Consider the following 14,378-nt stretch of genomic DNA (forward strand, 5'->3'; position numbering starts at 1 on the left):
GACTGATTTTATCAAAAAATAAAAAAAAGTCAAAAAAGGACAAATTTCATCTATTTTGAATAAATACTTTTCATATTGTGTTTAAAATTTATACAATCAATATGATTTCATATCTCAAAAAAAGATTTATAATTTCACAAATCCAAAAAGGAGCTGACAATGAAAAAAATAGAAGCGATTATCAAACCTTTTAAACTTGATGAAGTTAAAGAGGCTCTTGTAGAAGCGGATATTACGGGTATTACCGTAACGGAAGTAAAAGGACACGGAAGACAACACGGACATACGGAATTATACAGAGGTGCCGAATATGTTGTTGATTTTTTGCCTAAAGTGAAACTTGAAATTTTCGTAAATGACGATTTTGTTGAAAAAACCGTTGAAATTATCCTGACTCATGCAAAAACAGGAAAAATCGGTGACGGAAAAATTTTCATCCTGCCTGTTGAAGAAGCAATAAGAATCAGAACGGGCGAAAGGGGAAGAGATGCTGTTTAGATTATTATCACTTTCGGGACTTGCGAGTTTGGCGTTTGCGGGTGAGGCGCCTAAACTCGACAGCGGAAACACATCATGGATGATGATGGCGACCGCTCTTGTAATGTTTATGTCTCCGGCCGGGCTTGCTCTATTCTATGCCGGAATGACAAGAGCGAAAAACACACTTAACACTTATATGATGGTATTCAGTGCTTATGCGCTTGCGACTGTTGTATGGGTGTTTTGGGGATATTCATTAACATTCGGTGACGATATTGCCGGAATAATCGGTAACTTAAAACATATTTTCCTAAACGGAATAAGCTACAACAACCTTGAAAGTAGCGGTTATCCAAGCTACGTATTTATTGCATTCCAAGGTACGTTTGCGGCAATTACAGTTGCGATTGCCAGCGGGTCTATAATTGAGAGAACAAAATTCTCAACTTGGCTTTTGTTCGTGATTTTATGGGTGACATTCGTATATGCTCCGGTAGCTCATATGGTATGGGGCGGCGGATTTTTATATAACGACGGTGCACTTGATTTCGCCGGTGGTACGGTCGTACATATGAACGGAGGTCTTGCGGGGCTTATTGCGGCGTTGATGATAGGAAAAAGAAAAGGTTTCCCAAAAACTCAAATGATGCCGAGCAGTGTTATTCTAACGGCTCTTGGTGCGGCTATTTTATGGTTCGGATGGTTCGGATTTAACGCAGGTAGTGAATTTGCGGCTGATAACATTGCCGGAAGTGCGTTTTTAATGACAAACTTTGCTGCGGCGGCTGCGGCTATGACATGGATTATACTTGATTACATCAAATTCGGTAAACCGACACTTTTAGGTGCGGCAACAGGTGCGGTAGCCGGACTTGTAGCAATTACGCCGGCAGCGGGATTCGTAAACGTCGTGGGTGCTTTAATTATCGGTATCGGAGGAAGCGTTACGGCATTCTTTGGAGTTACAGTGCTTAAAAAAATATTCAAATACGACGATTCGCTTGACGCGTTCGGAGTACACTTCATAGCGGGTCTATGGGGAGCTATCGCGACAGGTTTCTTTGCACTAAAAGATTTGGCGTGGGCGGGAAGTCCGCTTCATGACAAAGGCGATAGACTCGGACAAATCTGGGTACAAGTTGAATCCGTACTCGTAACAATCGTATTCGTAGCGATTATGACTGCAATAGTACTAAAAGTTGCAAGCCTTCTAACAGGAGGTGCAAGAGTAGACGAAGAATCAGAAATAATCGGTCTTGATTCTACAGAACACGGAGAAAAAGGCTTCCACCTTTAATCTCCCCTTTTCTCACCTCTTTAAAACACTTTTCATATACCAACTAAAATCATTTTCCACTTTTTTACAAAAAAAACTTTCAATTTAACTTATTCTCCCATTACAACGATTTCACAAACTCACGATTTCACAAACATTCCCTCTCTTCCTCCTCTTTTCCTTCTCTTTTCCTCTTTTTCAATTAACCGCCCTCAACAAGAGAGCAAATTTTAGCCACTACAAAAAAGCTAAAAAGCACAGACCTCTTCAAGCTTGTGTGCTTTTTTTAACGCTTTTTTTCCATTAAAATTTGCAATTGTCTCGGGTTGTTTAATTTTACAAGTATTCAAATTCACAAACTCATAATTTCACCACTTTCACCAAAATCCCACTTCTCTTTTCCCCATTTTGCTATAATTACAATCAAAAAGGTGATTATGTTTTTAGCAAAATCCGAATATCTTCAAAAAATTAAACGTTTAGCGGATATGGCAAAAGAGCTTAGAGTAAATGTTTATATTTGGGGTGAAAAAGGTGTGGGTAAAACTTTTCTTGCGAAGTATATCGCTCCAAACGCAATCGTTAATCCGAACGCCCCTACTATCAACCCGGTAATAATCGAAAATTTCGACAAAAACCCTGTGCTCGATTTCAAAAACAACTTCTTAATCGCTACAGGCACGGAACCACTAAATAAGGATTTGTTAAAAAGATATTTCACTATGGATATAGAAATAAAACCTCTAAAAGACCACCCGGAAGATATCGAAGAGTTTATCAAACTCTTCACCTCACAAGCAAAAGAAGAATTAAAAATTAATCATGATATAAAAATAGAAAATCCTGATATCAGCGAAAATCTTAACTCCTTAAAAAGACAAATTTACAAAAAATATCTTTTACCTCAAAACAAAGATGAAATTTTGGAGCTTTTGTATAATTATTATCTAAAAAACCACGCAACGTACGAAGAAGAGATAAAAGATTTCGAAAAAACGCTTTTTAAAGCCATGAGAGAAAAATACGGCTCGAAACTCCAAATTTCCGAAAAACTGAAAATAAACAGAGTCACTTTAACAAAAAAAATGAAGGCGCTAAATGTTTGAATTTTGGTGCGAATACGATATCAATCCGCTTATAATTTTCAATCAAAAAGGTCATATCGTCTATTGCAACCAAGAAGCGGAAATTTTTCTAAGTTACGTAAACAAAAAAGAAGTTTTTACTCTTGCAATCAACAACGCTCCCAAAAATCCGGGAATGAAAGTCGAATTTAAAAAAGTCGTTTTTAAGGACTTCGAATTTAACGGCTTTATGGTCGGATATCAAGACGACGAGCATATAGGCATTAGACTTTTTATAAACACAAACACCCACCAAATATCTCTTGAAGAACTTGAAAAAGTCGATTTGGCGATGATTATCAACTTTGCAATCGAATACGTCTCTTTAAGGCAAGATACGAAAATATCTCTTTATTACGACACCTCAATTCCTGAGGTATATTTAAATAAAAAAGCTATTTTAAATTTACTATTCGATATTTTCGAAAATCAAAAAGAGATATTTATAGAAACGAAAATCGAAGTTGGTGAATATATAAAAATTGACAACAAAAAATATCCGATTATCGAAATGATTATAAAATGCGAACCTCAAAAACAGATAAAAAGCCAATTTTTCGAGGTCATAAACAAAGAAGACGGATATATTATAAAATTACCACTTATTAAGGAAGCACATGAAAATAGTAATTCTTGATACCGAAACGACAGGAAACAAAGAAGAAGACAGAATAATACAACTAAGCTATTTGGTACTTAACGAAAACTTGGAAATCGAAGAGATTCACAACGAACTCGTAAAACCGCCTATTCCTATAAAATTCGAAGCTATGGCGGTACATCATATCACAAACGAAATGGTCGAAGACAAACCTAAAATCAAACATACTGAAGCATACAAAAGACTAAAAGAGCTAAACTCTCCCGAAAACTATCTTGTAATTCATAACGCAAAGTTTGATTTGGATATGCTTGCAAAAGAAGGCTTTAATCCGTTTTTTAAACAAATAGATACTTTCAGAATCCTAAAACACCTAATTCCTGAGGGAAAATATTCTCTTCAATACAACCGCTATGCTCTTGGGCTATATAAAAAAGAAAACGAAATATGCGAAACATACGATATCCAAATCAACGCTCACGACGCTCTTGGAGATGTGATTGTGCTCTATTTGCTTTTTGATTATTTAATGAAAAACTATCAAAAAAGCTTTGAAGAGATGGTGGAGCTAACCCAAAAACCGGTACTTTACGATAAATTTTACACCGGCAAATATAAATTCAAAGAGATAAAAGAAATTTTGATAAAAGACCCGGATTATATAGAGTTTTTATTAAATACGGCCGATATCGATATGGATGTGAAATACTCTATAGAACATCACTTGGCAAACTTAGACGTAGAGCCCGAATATCGTTTCGGAGTAGGAAAATATAAGGGTATGTTAATTCAAGACGTAGCGGAAATAGACCCTCAATATCTAAGCTGGGCGTACCATAATATGAAAATGAGTAAGGGAATGAGAAAAAAAATCGGAGAAATATTGGATAGGTTTTAAAATCCGTATCTTTTCATTGCCGCAGCAGCTTCTTTTTTGAGCTCTTTTTCTTTCATAACTCTACGTTTGTCGTGTAGTTTTCTACCTTTTGCTACGGCAATTTCGAGTTTGGCTTTGTTTTTGTTATTAAAATATAATTTCGTAGGCACCAAAGTATATCCTCTCTCGCTCGTATATCCGGCAAGTTTGGCTATTTCGTGTTTGTGAAGAAGAAGTTTTCTCGGTCTTCTTTCGTCATGTCTAAAAGCGCTGTAAGTCGTATCGAGATTACTGATATGTCCTTGAACCCACCAAGCTTCTCCGTCTTTAATTTTTACAAAGCTGTCTTTTAGATTGGCTCTTCCGGCTCTTAAGGCTTTTACTTCACTACCTTTAAGCTCGATTCCCGCTTCGTATTTATCAAAAATATCATAATCATGATACGCTTTTCTGTTTGTTGCTACGACTTTCATTTCTCTCCTTTAAAAAGAGTGCCTTTTGTATGGTTGCCTTTTAGAAACTCTCTAACACTATCCAAATCCCAACCGCTTGTAAGATACATAGGGATACCTCTATCCATTAAAAATTTAGCGGCTTTAAGTTTAGTAACTATTCCGCCGGTTGCAAATTTATCATTCGGATTACACTCTTGATTTAACATATCATCTTCTATTTTAGTGACTATTTTTAGTGGTTTTGCGTCTTTGTTTGTTTTTGGATTGTCCGTATAAAGAGCGTCGATATCGCTTAGAATTATCAACAAATCGGCATCGAAATAGTACGTCACATAAGCACTAAGCTGGTCATTATCTCCAAAAAGTATCTCCTCTACCGATACCGAATCGTTTTCGTTTATAATAGGAATAACTTTATTTTCGAGCAATACGTTTATCATCTTTTTTGCGTTTGCCGTTCTTTTTCTGCTGTCAAAATCGGCAGCCGTCACAAGTACTTGGGCCACCACGTTTCCGTATTTATGAAATCTCTCTTTATACTCTTTCATCAAAAGAGGCTGACCTATAGCGGCTAAAGCTTGTTTGTTTTCAAGGCGGCTTTTATCAAGAGGACATCTCGTATATCCCGCACCCACGGCACCGCTACTGACAAGCATTACTTCGTGTTCTTTATTCAGCTCGCTTAAAAGCTCGACTATTTTATCCATTCTGTCACTGAGTTTGCCGTTTTCGTATAGCGTTGCCGTACCAACTTTAAAAACGATTCTTTTATTCTTCATCTTTTACTCTCTCGACCATATCTGCAAGTGCGAATTTTAAAGCATCAAGATTTATTCTACTTGCCGCACTTATCGGTAAAACGAATGTCTTAGCGTCAAAATAACAAGGATACTCTTTGCTTGCTCCGTATTTCGGCTCCGTAGGATTTATACCCGTTTTTTCAAAAAACTCTTCTATTTTTTCAATATCTACGGCGTCGATTTTATTTAACGCAACGGCATAATTTCTGCTTGCAAGTTTTTCGCTATAGTTTTTAAGCTCTTTTTGCAAAGTTTTTAATTGATATACCGGGTCTCTAAAAGAGGCCATATCTATAACGTAAAGAATGATTTTAGTTCTTTCGATATGTTTTAAAAACTCAAGCCCGAGCCCTTTTCCTTCGTGGGCTCCCTCTATAATTCCGGGAATATCAGCCATTACAAAACTTCTATATTCATCTACTTTTACAACACCAAGTTTTGGCGTAAGAGTCGTAAATTCATAATTTGCAATTTCGGGTCTTGCGTTTGACATAGCCGAAATAAGAGTCGATTTTCCGGCATTCGGAAATCCTACAAGCCCTACATCGGCGATTAACTTAAGCTCCATTACTATCTCAAGCTCTTTACCCTCTTCACCCGGTTGCGCGTATCTTGGTACTTGGCGTCTCGGACCTCTAAAATGCCAATTTCCAAGTCCTCCTTTTCCGCCCTCAAGCAGTACTTTTCTCTCTCCGGGAGTTTTCATATCAAGTAATATTTCACCCGTTTTGGCATCTTTTATAATAGTCCCCGGAGGTACTTTCAAAATCAAATCTTCCCCGTCTGCGCCGTGTTTTTTTCTACCTTCTCCGGGTCTTCCGTTTTTGGCTTTTAATAATCTTTTACCTTTGAAATGAGAAAGCGTGTGGGTGTTATTGTCACATTCTATAATAACGTCACCGCCTTTTCCGCCGTCTCCTCCGTCAGGCCCGCCTTTTGGTACGAATTTTTCTCTTCTGAAGCTTACACAACCCGCTCCGCCTTTACCGGATTTGACCGTAAGCTTTATATTATCAACAAACATTACAAATGCTCCTAAATATTTTTATATAATTTTACCAAAACTTAAAAAAAACTTAAACAAATAAATAAAAGTGGGATTAAAAAAAGAAAAGAGGGGATTAGTCTTTTGTAGGATATACTGAAACTTTTTTTCTATTTTTGTCTTTAATTTCGAATTTTACGTATCCGTCAATTAAAGCGTAAATAGTATGGTCTTTTCCAAGTCCTACGTTGTTACCAGGATGAACTTTTGTTCCTCTTTGTCTGATAATAATGTTTCCAGCTTTTACGAATTCTCCACCGAATTTTTTAACGCCGAGTCTTCTACCAGCTGAGTCTCTGTTATTCTGAGTTGACCCTTGCCCTTTTTTATGTGCCATTTCTACTCCTTAAATTAAGCTACGATTTCTTTAACTCTAACTCTTGTAAGGTCTCTTCTGAAACCTCTTTTTTTCTTAGAGTCTTTTCTTCTTCTTTTTTTGAAGATAATTACTTTTTTTCCTCTTGCATGGTTGATTACTTCAAGAACTACTTTAGCTCCGTCAACAGTCGGAGTACCGATTTTAGTATCATCACCTTTTACAAGTAAAACATCGCTGATTTCAATAGTTGATTTAGGCTCAACGCCTTCAATTCTATCAAGTTCTAAAATATCACCAACATGTACTTTATATTGTTTTCCACCATGTTTAATTACTGCATACATACTTTAACCCTTTTAGTCTGGTTTTAGGATGAAATATTACCAGCGAAACCTTAAAATAAACTTAAATTAAGAATTTTTTAAGTTTATTCGACCACCGCAACACATTCAATTTCTATTTTTGCACCTTTTGGCAATTCTTTAACCGCTACGGTACTTCTTGCCGGCTTATGAGAAAAATACTCTCCGTAAACTTCGTTTACAGCCGCAAAATTATTGATATCGTCTAAGAAAATAGTTGTTTTTACTACGTTTTCTATTTTCGCTCCCGACGCTTCAAGTACCGCTTTTAGGTTTTCGCAAACTTGCTTAGTTTGAGTTTTTACGTCCGCGTCTAAAAACTCACCCTCGGGTGTAAGTGCGATTTGTCCGGAAGTAAAAATCATATTTCCTACTTTGATTGCTTGAGAATAAGGTCCTATCGCTTCAGGAGCTTTTTTTGTGTATATTTTTTGCATTTTTCTCCTTTTTTAGAGTAATTATACCTTGTTTTTGTGCGTCTTCAAGAGCCTCTCTTGCCAAAATTCTTCCTATTTCGATAAGTTCGGGAGCTTTGTGAAACTCATACCATTTAGCAAGATTTTGAGGTATTTTTATTTCGATATCGGGTCTGTATTCGGCACATCTGTATCTAAAAATCACTTCCATCATAAGATTAATCGATTGATTAACGACATCTTCTTTTCCGCTAAATATCTTATTCCAAACCTCTTCGAAAATCGTCTGTTTTTTTCTGATTTCTTTTGGAATGTCATAATTTCTGACAATTGGCTCCGCATTTGCGTTTATCGCAATAATCAAATCACTCATATCGCTCATTACCGGAGCTACGGGCATAAGATTCAAAACCCCTCCGTCAACCAATACGTGCCCGTTAAGTACTACGGGCTCGAAAACTCCGGGAATAGCGCTTGAGGCTTTAACGGCCGTCCATAAATCACCCTTTTGAAACCAAACCTCTTTTTTCTTTGTCAAATCCGTCGCAACTGCGGTAAATTTTACCGGCAAATCTTCAATTTTATAATCCCCCACGAGTTCTTTGATTTTATTGAAAATCTTATCTCCGTCAAGTCTGTTAAATGGAGGTTTTAGAAAGGTAAGAATATCAATAAAATCAAGACTCATCACCCATTCTTTATACTTATCAAGCTTATTGCAAGCCGTAAGCGCTCCTATTAACGACCCCATAGAAGTACCGGATATAGAACTGAATTTTATACCATGAGCTTGGAGCTCTTCTACAACACCGATAAACGTATATCCTCTCGCTCCTCCTCCGCTTAAAACCAAAGAAACGTTCATTATTGTCCTTTTTATAATATATAAACATTATACTAAAAAAAGATTAACAAAATCTGAAGAAATTTAAAGTGTCAAAGAGGAAAATGCGGATATAAAAAAAGAAGAAGGAGCGGGAATTACATCATTCCCATTCCGCCCATTCCTCCCATATCAGGAGCTGCAGGGGCTTTTTCGTCTTTTGGCTCTTCTGTTACAGCCGCTTCAGTTGTTAGAAGCAATCCTGAAACGCTCACTGCGTTTTGAAGAGCGATTCTTTCAACTTTTGTAGGGTCGATGATACCCGCTTCAAACATATTTACGTATTCACCTGTTGCTGCGTTGAATCCTGTATTATCATCAGCTTCTTCTACAGTTAACGCTACAACTCCTGGTTCATATCCCGCGTTGCTTGCGATTTGTTTGATAGGAGCTTTTACAGCTCTTTTGATGATATCGATTCCGATTTGTTCATCAGGGTCTACAGATTCTACTTCCGCTTTTTTAGCAGCTTTCAGAATAGCCGCACCACCACCGATTACGATACCTTCTTCAACAGCCGCTTTAGTTGCGCTTAGAGCGTCGTCAACTCTGTCTTTTTTCTCTTTCATTTCAGTTTCAGTAGCCGCACCTACTTTAATAACAGCTACACCACCGCTAAGTTTTGCAAGTCTTTCTTGTAATTTTTCTCTGTCGTAATCACTTGTTGTTTCTTCAATTTCTTTTTTGATTTGGTTAATTCTCGCTTCAATAGCAGCTTTATCACCTTTTCCGTCTACGATTGTAGTGTTTTCTTTATCAACTACAACTCTTCCTGCTTGTCCGAGGTCTGCTAATGTCGCGCTTTCAAGTGTTCTACCAAGCTCTTCAGAAATCACTTGTCCGCCTGTTAAGATTGCGATATCTTGAAGCATAGCTTTTCTTCTGTCACCAAATCCAGGCGCTTTAACAGCAACTACGTTTAATACTCCTCTTAGTTTGTTAACTACAAGTGTTGCAAGAGCTTCACCTTCTACGTCTTCAGCAATGATTAATAACGGTTTATTTCCGCCTTGTTGTACTAATTGTTCAAGTAACGGTAATAAATCTTTCATGCTGCTGATTTTTTTATCATATAGTAAAATGTATGCGTCATTGTATTCAGCTACCATTTTTTCAGTATCAGTTACGAAGTATGGTGATAGATATCCTCTATCGAATTGCATACCTTCAACCACTTCAAGTTCGTCTTCAAGAGATTTACCTTCTTCTACAGTAATAACTCCGTCTTTTCCTACTTTATCCATTGCTTCAGCGATTAATTCACCGATTTTTCTATCGTTGTTTGCTGAAATTGTCGCAACTTGAGCGATTTGTTCTTTGTTTTCAACAGGTTTGCTCATTTTTTTAAGTTCTTCGATAATAGCTTGAGCCGCTTTATCCATACCTCTTTTTACCGCTATCGGATTTGCACCGGCAGTAATGTATTTTAGACCTTCTTTAAAGATTGCATGTGCTAAAACTGTCGCAGTAGTTGTACCGTCCCCCGCTTCATCAGCAGTTTTGCTCGCAACTTCTTTTACAAGTTGCGCACCCATATTTTCTACAGGATGTTTAAGTTCGATTTCTTTTGCTACGGATACACCGTCTTTTGTAATATGAGGTGCTCCGAAACTTCTTTGAAGTAGAACGTTTCTACCTTTCGGTCCCATTGTAACTCTAACTGCATCGGCAAGTTTTTCAACACCTGCTAATAATTCGTTTCTTGCAACATCACTATATACGATTTCTTTTGCCATGTCTCCCCTCCTTTAATTATTTTTCAATTTTTCCAAGAATATCGTCAGTATTTAATACTAAATATTCTTTTCCGTCGATTGTAATGTCAGTTCCAGCGTATTTTGCGAATACTACGATATCACCTTCATTAATAGGTAGGTTTTCGTCTTCTTCTACTTCTTTTGAAATAGCGATTACTTTTCCTTCAAGAGGTTTTTCTTTCGCGTTATCAGGAATAATGATTCCGCTTGCAGTTTTCGCTTCTTCTTCAAGTCTTTCCACTAATACTCTTAATCCGATTGGTCTAAACATTTCCGCCTCCTTTTAGCAGTTATTTGTTTTAACTGACGAAATTATATAAAAAAGTTATAAAAAAGTCAATAAATATTGCTGATAATATTAAAAATTTTCAGTAAAAATAATTAAAAATATTGAGCTAAAAAGACTAAGAAATAATTAGTTAAACTATAGAAGGCTAAAAAGAGAGGGAATTACCCCATCATTTTTTGAGGAAGCCAAAGCGAAATTTGAGGTACGTATGTTATGAGGATAAGTCCCAATAAAAGTACGAAAAACCAAGGAAGTACCGATTTTACGATTTCTTTTATAGGAAGTCCCGTAATACCGCTTGCTACGAAAAGATTAAGCCCGACAGGCGGAGTTAACATTCCGAGTTCCATATTGATTGTAATAATCACACCGAAATGTATAGGGTCTATTCCTAACATTTTAGCAACAGGTAAAAGCAAAGGCACCATAATCATAATAATTGAGCTTGGTTCCATAAAGTTACCTGCTATTAGCAATATAATATTTACTGCAATTAAAAATTGCACTTTGTCTAAATGCATATTTACAACCGCTTGGGTTAGCATATCCGGGATATTTTCAAGAGTCAAAAAGTAAGCGAACATCGAAGCGTTTGCGATAATAAACAAAATCATAGAAGATGTTTTTGCACTTTCGAAAATCACATCACCCAAATCTTTGAGTTTGATATCTTTATAAATAAAAATAGCAATAAAAAGCGCCCAAATGGCACTGACAGCCGCAGCTTCCGTCGGAGTAAAGATGCCTCCGTAAATTCCTCCGATAATAATAACAATCGTCATCAAAGCCCAAAAAGCTTCTTTAAATTTTATCCATCTCTCTTTCCAAGTTGCCGGTTTTGTGCGTTTAAAGCCGAGTCTTTTAGCTCCGATATATGTCACCGCCATAAGCATAAAACCGATAAGCAATCCCGGAATCACACCTGCCATAAAAAGCTTTCCGATACTTTGTTCGGCAGTAACTCCGTAAATAATCATAACGATACTCGGAGGTATCAAAATACCTAAACTTCCGGCAGTGGTAATTGTACCGATTGCGTAAGTTTTAGGATACCCGGCAGCCGTAATCGCACCAAACATGATAGACCCGATAGCCGCAACGGTTGCAGGAGAGCTTCCGGATACGGCCGCAAAAATAATACTCGCAAAAATAGCCGCAATCGGAAGACCGCCGGGTAAATGTCCTACGAACGCTTTTGCAAATTCGATTATTCTTTTTGCACTGCTACCTTTACTGAGTAGATTTCCGGCCATAATAAACATCGGAATAGCCATTAAAGCGTATTTATCAAGCTGTGAAAAAAGATTGCTCGCAAGGTCGATTACGGCATCGCTTCCTTCAAAAATAAATGCGGTTATAATTGCCGAAAATCCAAGAGAGACACCAACTGGCACACTCAAAAGCAAAAGCAGAAAAAAAATCCCGAAAAGAGTAATTACAATCACTTAACCTCTCCCATATTTTCTCTAACTTCTTCGATTATCATTTCACTCTCGCTCTTTCCTCTTATCTTTTCGGCAGGAGTAGCAATATCTTCTTTCATTTTAAAAATAACCATCAATATTCCAAAAAGCGAACTTAACGGAATAACGATATAAGGTATCCACATAGGAATTCCCAAATCCACACTAACTTCACCGCTCGAATAAACTCCCAAATCAGGGTCAAAAATAAACAAATATCCGAAATATCCGACAATAGCGAGATAAGCGATAATAATCAAATCGACAAGTAAAACGTCAAGTTTGGCAAGTTTATCGGGTAACAAATCAAGAATTAGAGTGACTTTTATATGGCCACCTATCCTAAAAAGATAAGCGGCACCGAAAAATGCGGACCAAATAAATAGATAATTTGTAAGCTCGAAAGCCCAGTCGATTCCTTCATGAAAAACAAATCTCGCAACTACGTTTATAAAAGCCAAAAGAATCCCACCGGCAATTCCGAAAGAGGTGAGGAATATCAAAATTCCTCGAACGATTTTATCGAAAAGGTCGATTAGTTTCATTCTCCTTCTTTAATCACTTCTTCGATTAAGTCTTTTCCGATAGTGTTGTAGAATTTAGGATAAATGCTTCTTAGTTTTTTCTCCCAAACCGCTCTTTGTTCCGGTGTTAGGTAGTCGATTTCAAGTTTTCCTGTTTTTTTAGCGTATTCTTTGATTTTGTTAAGTTGATCGTTGTTAAGCTCTTTTGCCCAAACTCTCTCTTTTGCCGTAGCGTCTTTAATAGCTTGTTTTACTACAGCTTTTAAATCCGCAGGAAGTTTATTCCAGAATTTTTTGCTCATTACAACCATATATCCCAAATATCCGTGATTTGACATTGTCATATATCTTTGAACTTCATAGAATTTTTTTGTGTAGATGTTTGAAATTGTATTTTCTTGTCCGTCAACTACGCCTTGTTGAAGAGCGGAATATACTTCACTAAACGGTAAAACTACAGGAATAGCACCAAGCGCTTTAAATTGTTCGATTAAAACTTTTGAACTCATAACTCTAAATTTTAACCCTTTACAATCACTCGGCTTAATAAGAGGTCTTTTGCTATCGGTAAGTTGCTTAAATCCGTTATCCCAATATGCAAGTGCTACATAACCTTTTTTCGTAACCATATCAAGAAGTTTTTGTCCCACTTTTCCGTCAAGTACTCTGTGAAGATGATCTTCGTTTTTGAATAAAAACGGTAAATCGAAAAGTCCGAGTTGCGGTACAAGTCCCGTAAATTTAGAAAAACTCGGTGCCGCCATTTGAACGGTATTGAATTTCATTTTTCTTAAAATCACCTTATCTTTTCCAAGTTGTGCGTTTGGATACACTTCTACTTTAATTCTTCCGTGAGAAAGCTCTTCCACTCTTTTTGCAAAATAATCTGCAGCTTTACCTTTTGGAGTGTTCGGTGATACAACGTGTGAGAACTTAATCACATATTCAGCCGCAAAACTCATTGAAGCTAAAAGAGCTAAGCTTACCATTCCTTTTAAAAATTTCATTTTCTCTCCTTTTTTTTAATCTTCGTTTAATCTATTATATCAACATTGATATTTAAAATCTCAATTAACCTCAAAAAGTTGTTTTTTTGTTACGAAAAGTAACACAAAAAAGACTTGACATAATTTTAAAAATTTATTATTATTTCACTCCACGAGGTGGGGTAGCTCAGCTGGCTAGAGCGCCGGTCTCATAAGCCGGAGGTCGGGAGTTCAAGTCTCCCCCTCACTACCACTTAAATAAATTCCCTTCAAAAAAAACAAATCCCTGTAAAATTTATGACAAATTGTTGTTAAGTTTATGTAATTTTTTGCCGATTTATAAAATAAAATCGGTGGGAATAAATTTGTTATAATTAAAATTCCCACTCAATAATAAAGGCTGCAAAGAATGAGTAATAATTTCCTTTGCTTATTTAATAATTTTTTAACCAATAAAAAAGAACAAAAATATTTGAAACAAAAAAGAAATACCTTACGCAATGATAGCTATTTAGCAAGAATAGTAGATAGATTTTTTGCAGCCAATACAAAAGAAGAACTAAAAGACTTCTTAGACTCTCAAGTACTTATCAACTTTGAAATCACTTCCGAAATGGAAAACCTCTCTTTAAACGAACTAAAAGAAAAAATAGCCTACGAACTAAACGAAGCGATTTTAAAACTCAGCCACTGATTTTGATATAATTTGAAAAAAGGCTTC

18 protein-coding genes and 1 tRNA gene are annotated in these 14,378 nt (G+C 36.5%); 7 read left to right on the plus strand and 12 right to left on the minus strand.

Annotation, left to right across the window (positions count from 1 at the left end; all coding sequences use genetic code 11):
* Positions 1-159: 159 nt before the first annotated feature.
* The 5 genes from EDC58_RS05740 (at position 160) to EDC58_RS05760 (ending at position 4,379) form a co-directional block, all read left to right on the plus strand.
* Entirely contained in the window at positions 160-498 is a 339-nt protein-coding gene (locus EDC58_RS05740; RefSeq protein WP_123352555.1) for a P-II family nitrogen regulator, read from the plus strand.
* Entirely contained in the window at positions 488-1,777 is a 1,290-nt protein-coding gene (locus EDC58_RS05745; protein ID WP_123352556.1) for an ammonium transporter, read from the plus strand. Before EDC58_RS05740 ends, EDC58_RS05745 begins: the two co-directional genes overlap by 11 nt.
* Positions 1,778-2,193: 416 nt before the next feature.
* On the plus strand, positions 2,194-2,862 hold the full coding sequence (locus EDC58_RS05750) for a DNA-binding transcriptional response regulator (protein ID WP_123352557.1): 669 nt from the start codon (positions 2,194-2,196) through the stop codon (positions 2,860-2,862).
* Complete coding sequence (locus EDC58_RS05755) at positions 2,855-3,517, plus strand: hypothetical protein (RefSeq protein WP_123352558.1); 663 nt, start codon at positions 2,855-2,857, stop codon at positions 3,515-3,517. The genes EDC58_RS05750 and EDC58_RS05755 overlap by 8 nt, the downstream gene beginning before the upstream one ends.
* Positions 3,498-4,379, plus strand: coding sequence for a 3'-5' exonuclease (locus tag EDC58_RS05760; protein ID WP_123352559.1), 882 nt, complete (start codon positions 3,498-3,500; stop codon positions 4,377-4,379). Before EDC58_RS05755 ends, EDC58_RS05760 begins: the two co-directional genes overlap by 20 nt.
* Here EDC58_RS05760 and smpB read toward each other — a convergent pair.
* From smpB to EDC58_RS05820, 12 genes are all read right to left on the minus strand, one after another.
* Positions 4,376-4,831, minus strand: coding sequence for an SsrA-binding protein SmpB (gene smpB, locus EDC58_RS05765; RefSeq protein WP_123352560.1), 456 nt, complete (start codon positions 4,829-4,831; stop codon positions 4,376-4,378). The two genes, EDC58_RS05760 and smpB, sit on opposite strands and share 4 nt — an antisense overlap.
* Positions 4,828-5,592 carry a glutamate 5-kinase gene (gene proB / locus EDC58_RS05770; protein ID WP_123352561.1) on the minus strand — a complete coding sequence of 255 codons (765 nt, stop codon included), beginning with the start codon at positions 5,590-5,592 and terminating at the stop codon, positions 4,828-4,830. Before proB ends, smpB begins: the two co-directional genes overlap by 4 nt.
* Entirely contained in the window at positions 5,582-6,637 is a 1,056-nt protein-coding gene (gene obgE / locus EDC58_RS05775; RefSeq protein WP_123352562.1) for a GTPase ObgE, read from the minus strand. The genes proB and obgE overlap by 11 nt, the downstream gene beginning before the upstream one ends.
* 97 nt (positions 6,638-6,734) lie before the next feature.
* Positions 6,735-6,995 (minus strand): 50S ribosomal protein L27, encoded by a 261-nt coding sequence (gene rpmA, locus EDC58_RS05780; protein ID WP_007474721.1) that lies wholly within the window; start codon positions 6,993-6,995, stop codon positions 6,735-6,737.
* Between the two features lie 14 nt (positions 6,996-7,009).
* Positions 7,010-7,321, minus strand: a complete 312-nt coding sequence (gene rplU, locus EDC58_RS05785) for a 50S ribosomal protein L21 (protein ID WP_123352563.1) — start codon at positions 7,319-7,321, stop codon at positions 7,010-7,012.
* Positions 7,322-7,404: 83 nt separating this feature from the next.
* Positions 7,405-7,776, minus strand: coding sequence for a RidA family protein (locus EDC58_RS05790; RefSeq protein WP_123352564.1), 372 nt, complete (start codon positions 7,774-7,776; stop codon positions 7,405-7,407).
* The gene (locus tag EDC58_RS05795) at positions 7,745-8,620 is read right to left on the minus strand and encodes a patatin-like phospholipase family protein (protein ID WP_123352565.1); all 876 of its coding nucleotides are present in this window, start codon (positions 8,618-8,620) and stop codon (positions 7,745-7,747) included. The genes EDC58_RS05790 and EDC58_RS05795 overlap by 32 nt, the downstream gene beginning before the upstream one ends.
* A gap of 116 nt (positions 8,621-8,736) precedes the next feature.
* Complete coding sequence (groL, locus tag EDC58_RS05800; protein WP_123352566.1) at positions 8,737-10,374, minus strand: chaperonin GroEL; 1,638 nt, start codon at positions 10,372-10,374, stop codon at positions 8,737-8,739.
* A gap of 16 nt (positions 10,375-10,390) precedes the next feature.
* Positions 10,391-10,666, minus strand: a complete 276-nt coding sequence (gene groES, locus EDC58_RS05805; RefSeq protein WP_123352567.1) for a co-chaperone GroES — start codon at positions 10,664-10,666, stop codon at positions 10,391-10,393.
* Positions 10,667-10,845: 179 nt separating this feature from the next.
* Positions 10,846-12,129: a TRAP transporter large permease gene (locus EDC58_RS05810; protein ID WP_123352568.1), complete on the minus strand. Its 1,284-nt coding sequence runs from the start codon at positions 12,127-12,129 to the stop codon at positions 10,846-10,848.
* Positions 12,126-12,692, minus strand: a complete 567-nt coding sequence (locus EDC58_RS05815; RefSeq protein WP_123352569.1) for a TRAP transporter small permease — start codon at positions 12,690-12,692, stop codon at positions 12,126-12,128. The genes EDC58_RS05810 and EDC58_RS05815 overlap by 4 nt, the downstream gene beginning before the upstream one ends.
* Complete coding sequence (locus EDC58_RS05820; RefSeq protein WP_123352570.1) at positions 12,689-13,678, minus strand: TRAP transporter substrate-binding protein; 990 nt, start codon at positions 13,676-13,678, stop codon at positions 12,689-12,691. The genes EDC58_RS05815 and EDC58_RS05820 overlap by 4 nt, the downstream gene beginning before the upstream one ends.
* A gap of 155 nt (positions 13,679-13,833) precedes the next feature.
* Here EDC58_RS05820 and EDC58_RS05825 point away from each other — a divergent pair.
* Positions 13,834-13,910, plus strand: a tRNA-Met gene (locus EDC58_RS05825).
* A 156-nt stretch (positions 13,911-14,066) separates the two neighbouring features.
* Positions 14,067-14,351: a hypothetical protein gene (locus EDC58_RS05830; protein WP_123352571.1), complete on the plus strand. Its 285-nt coding sequence runs from the start codon at positions 14,067-14,069 to the stop codon at positions 14,349-14,351.
* Positions 14,352-14,378: the final 27 nt, after the last annotated feature.

Origin of the sequence: Caminibacter pacificus (assembly GCF_003752135.1) — a bacterium.
GTDB lineage: Bacteria > Campylobacterota > Campylobacteria > Campylobacterales > Nautiliaceae > Caminibacter > Caminibacter pacificus.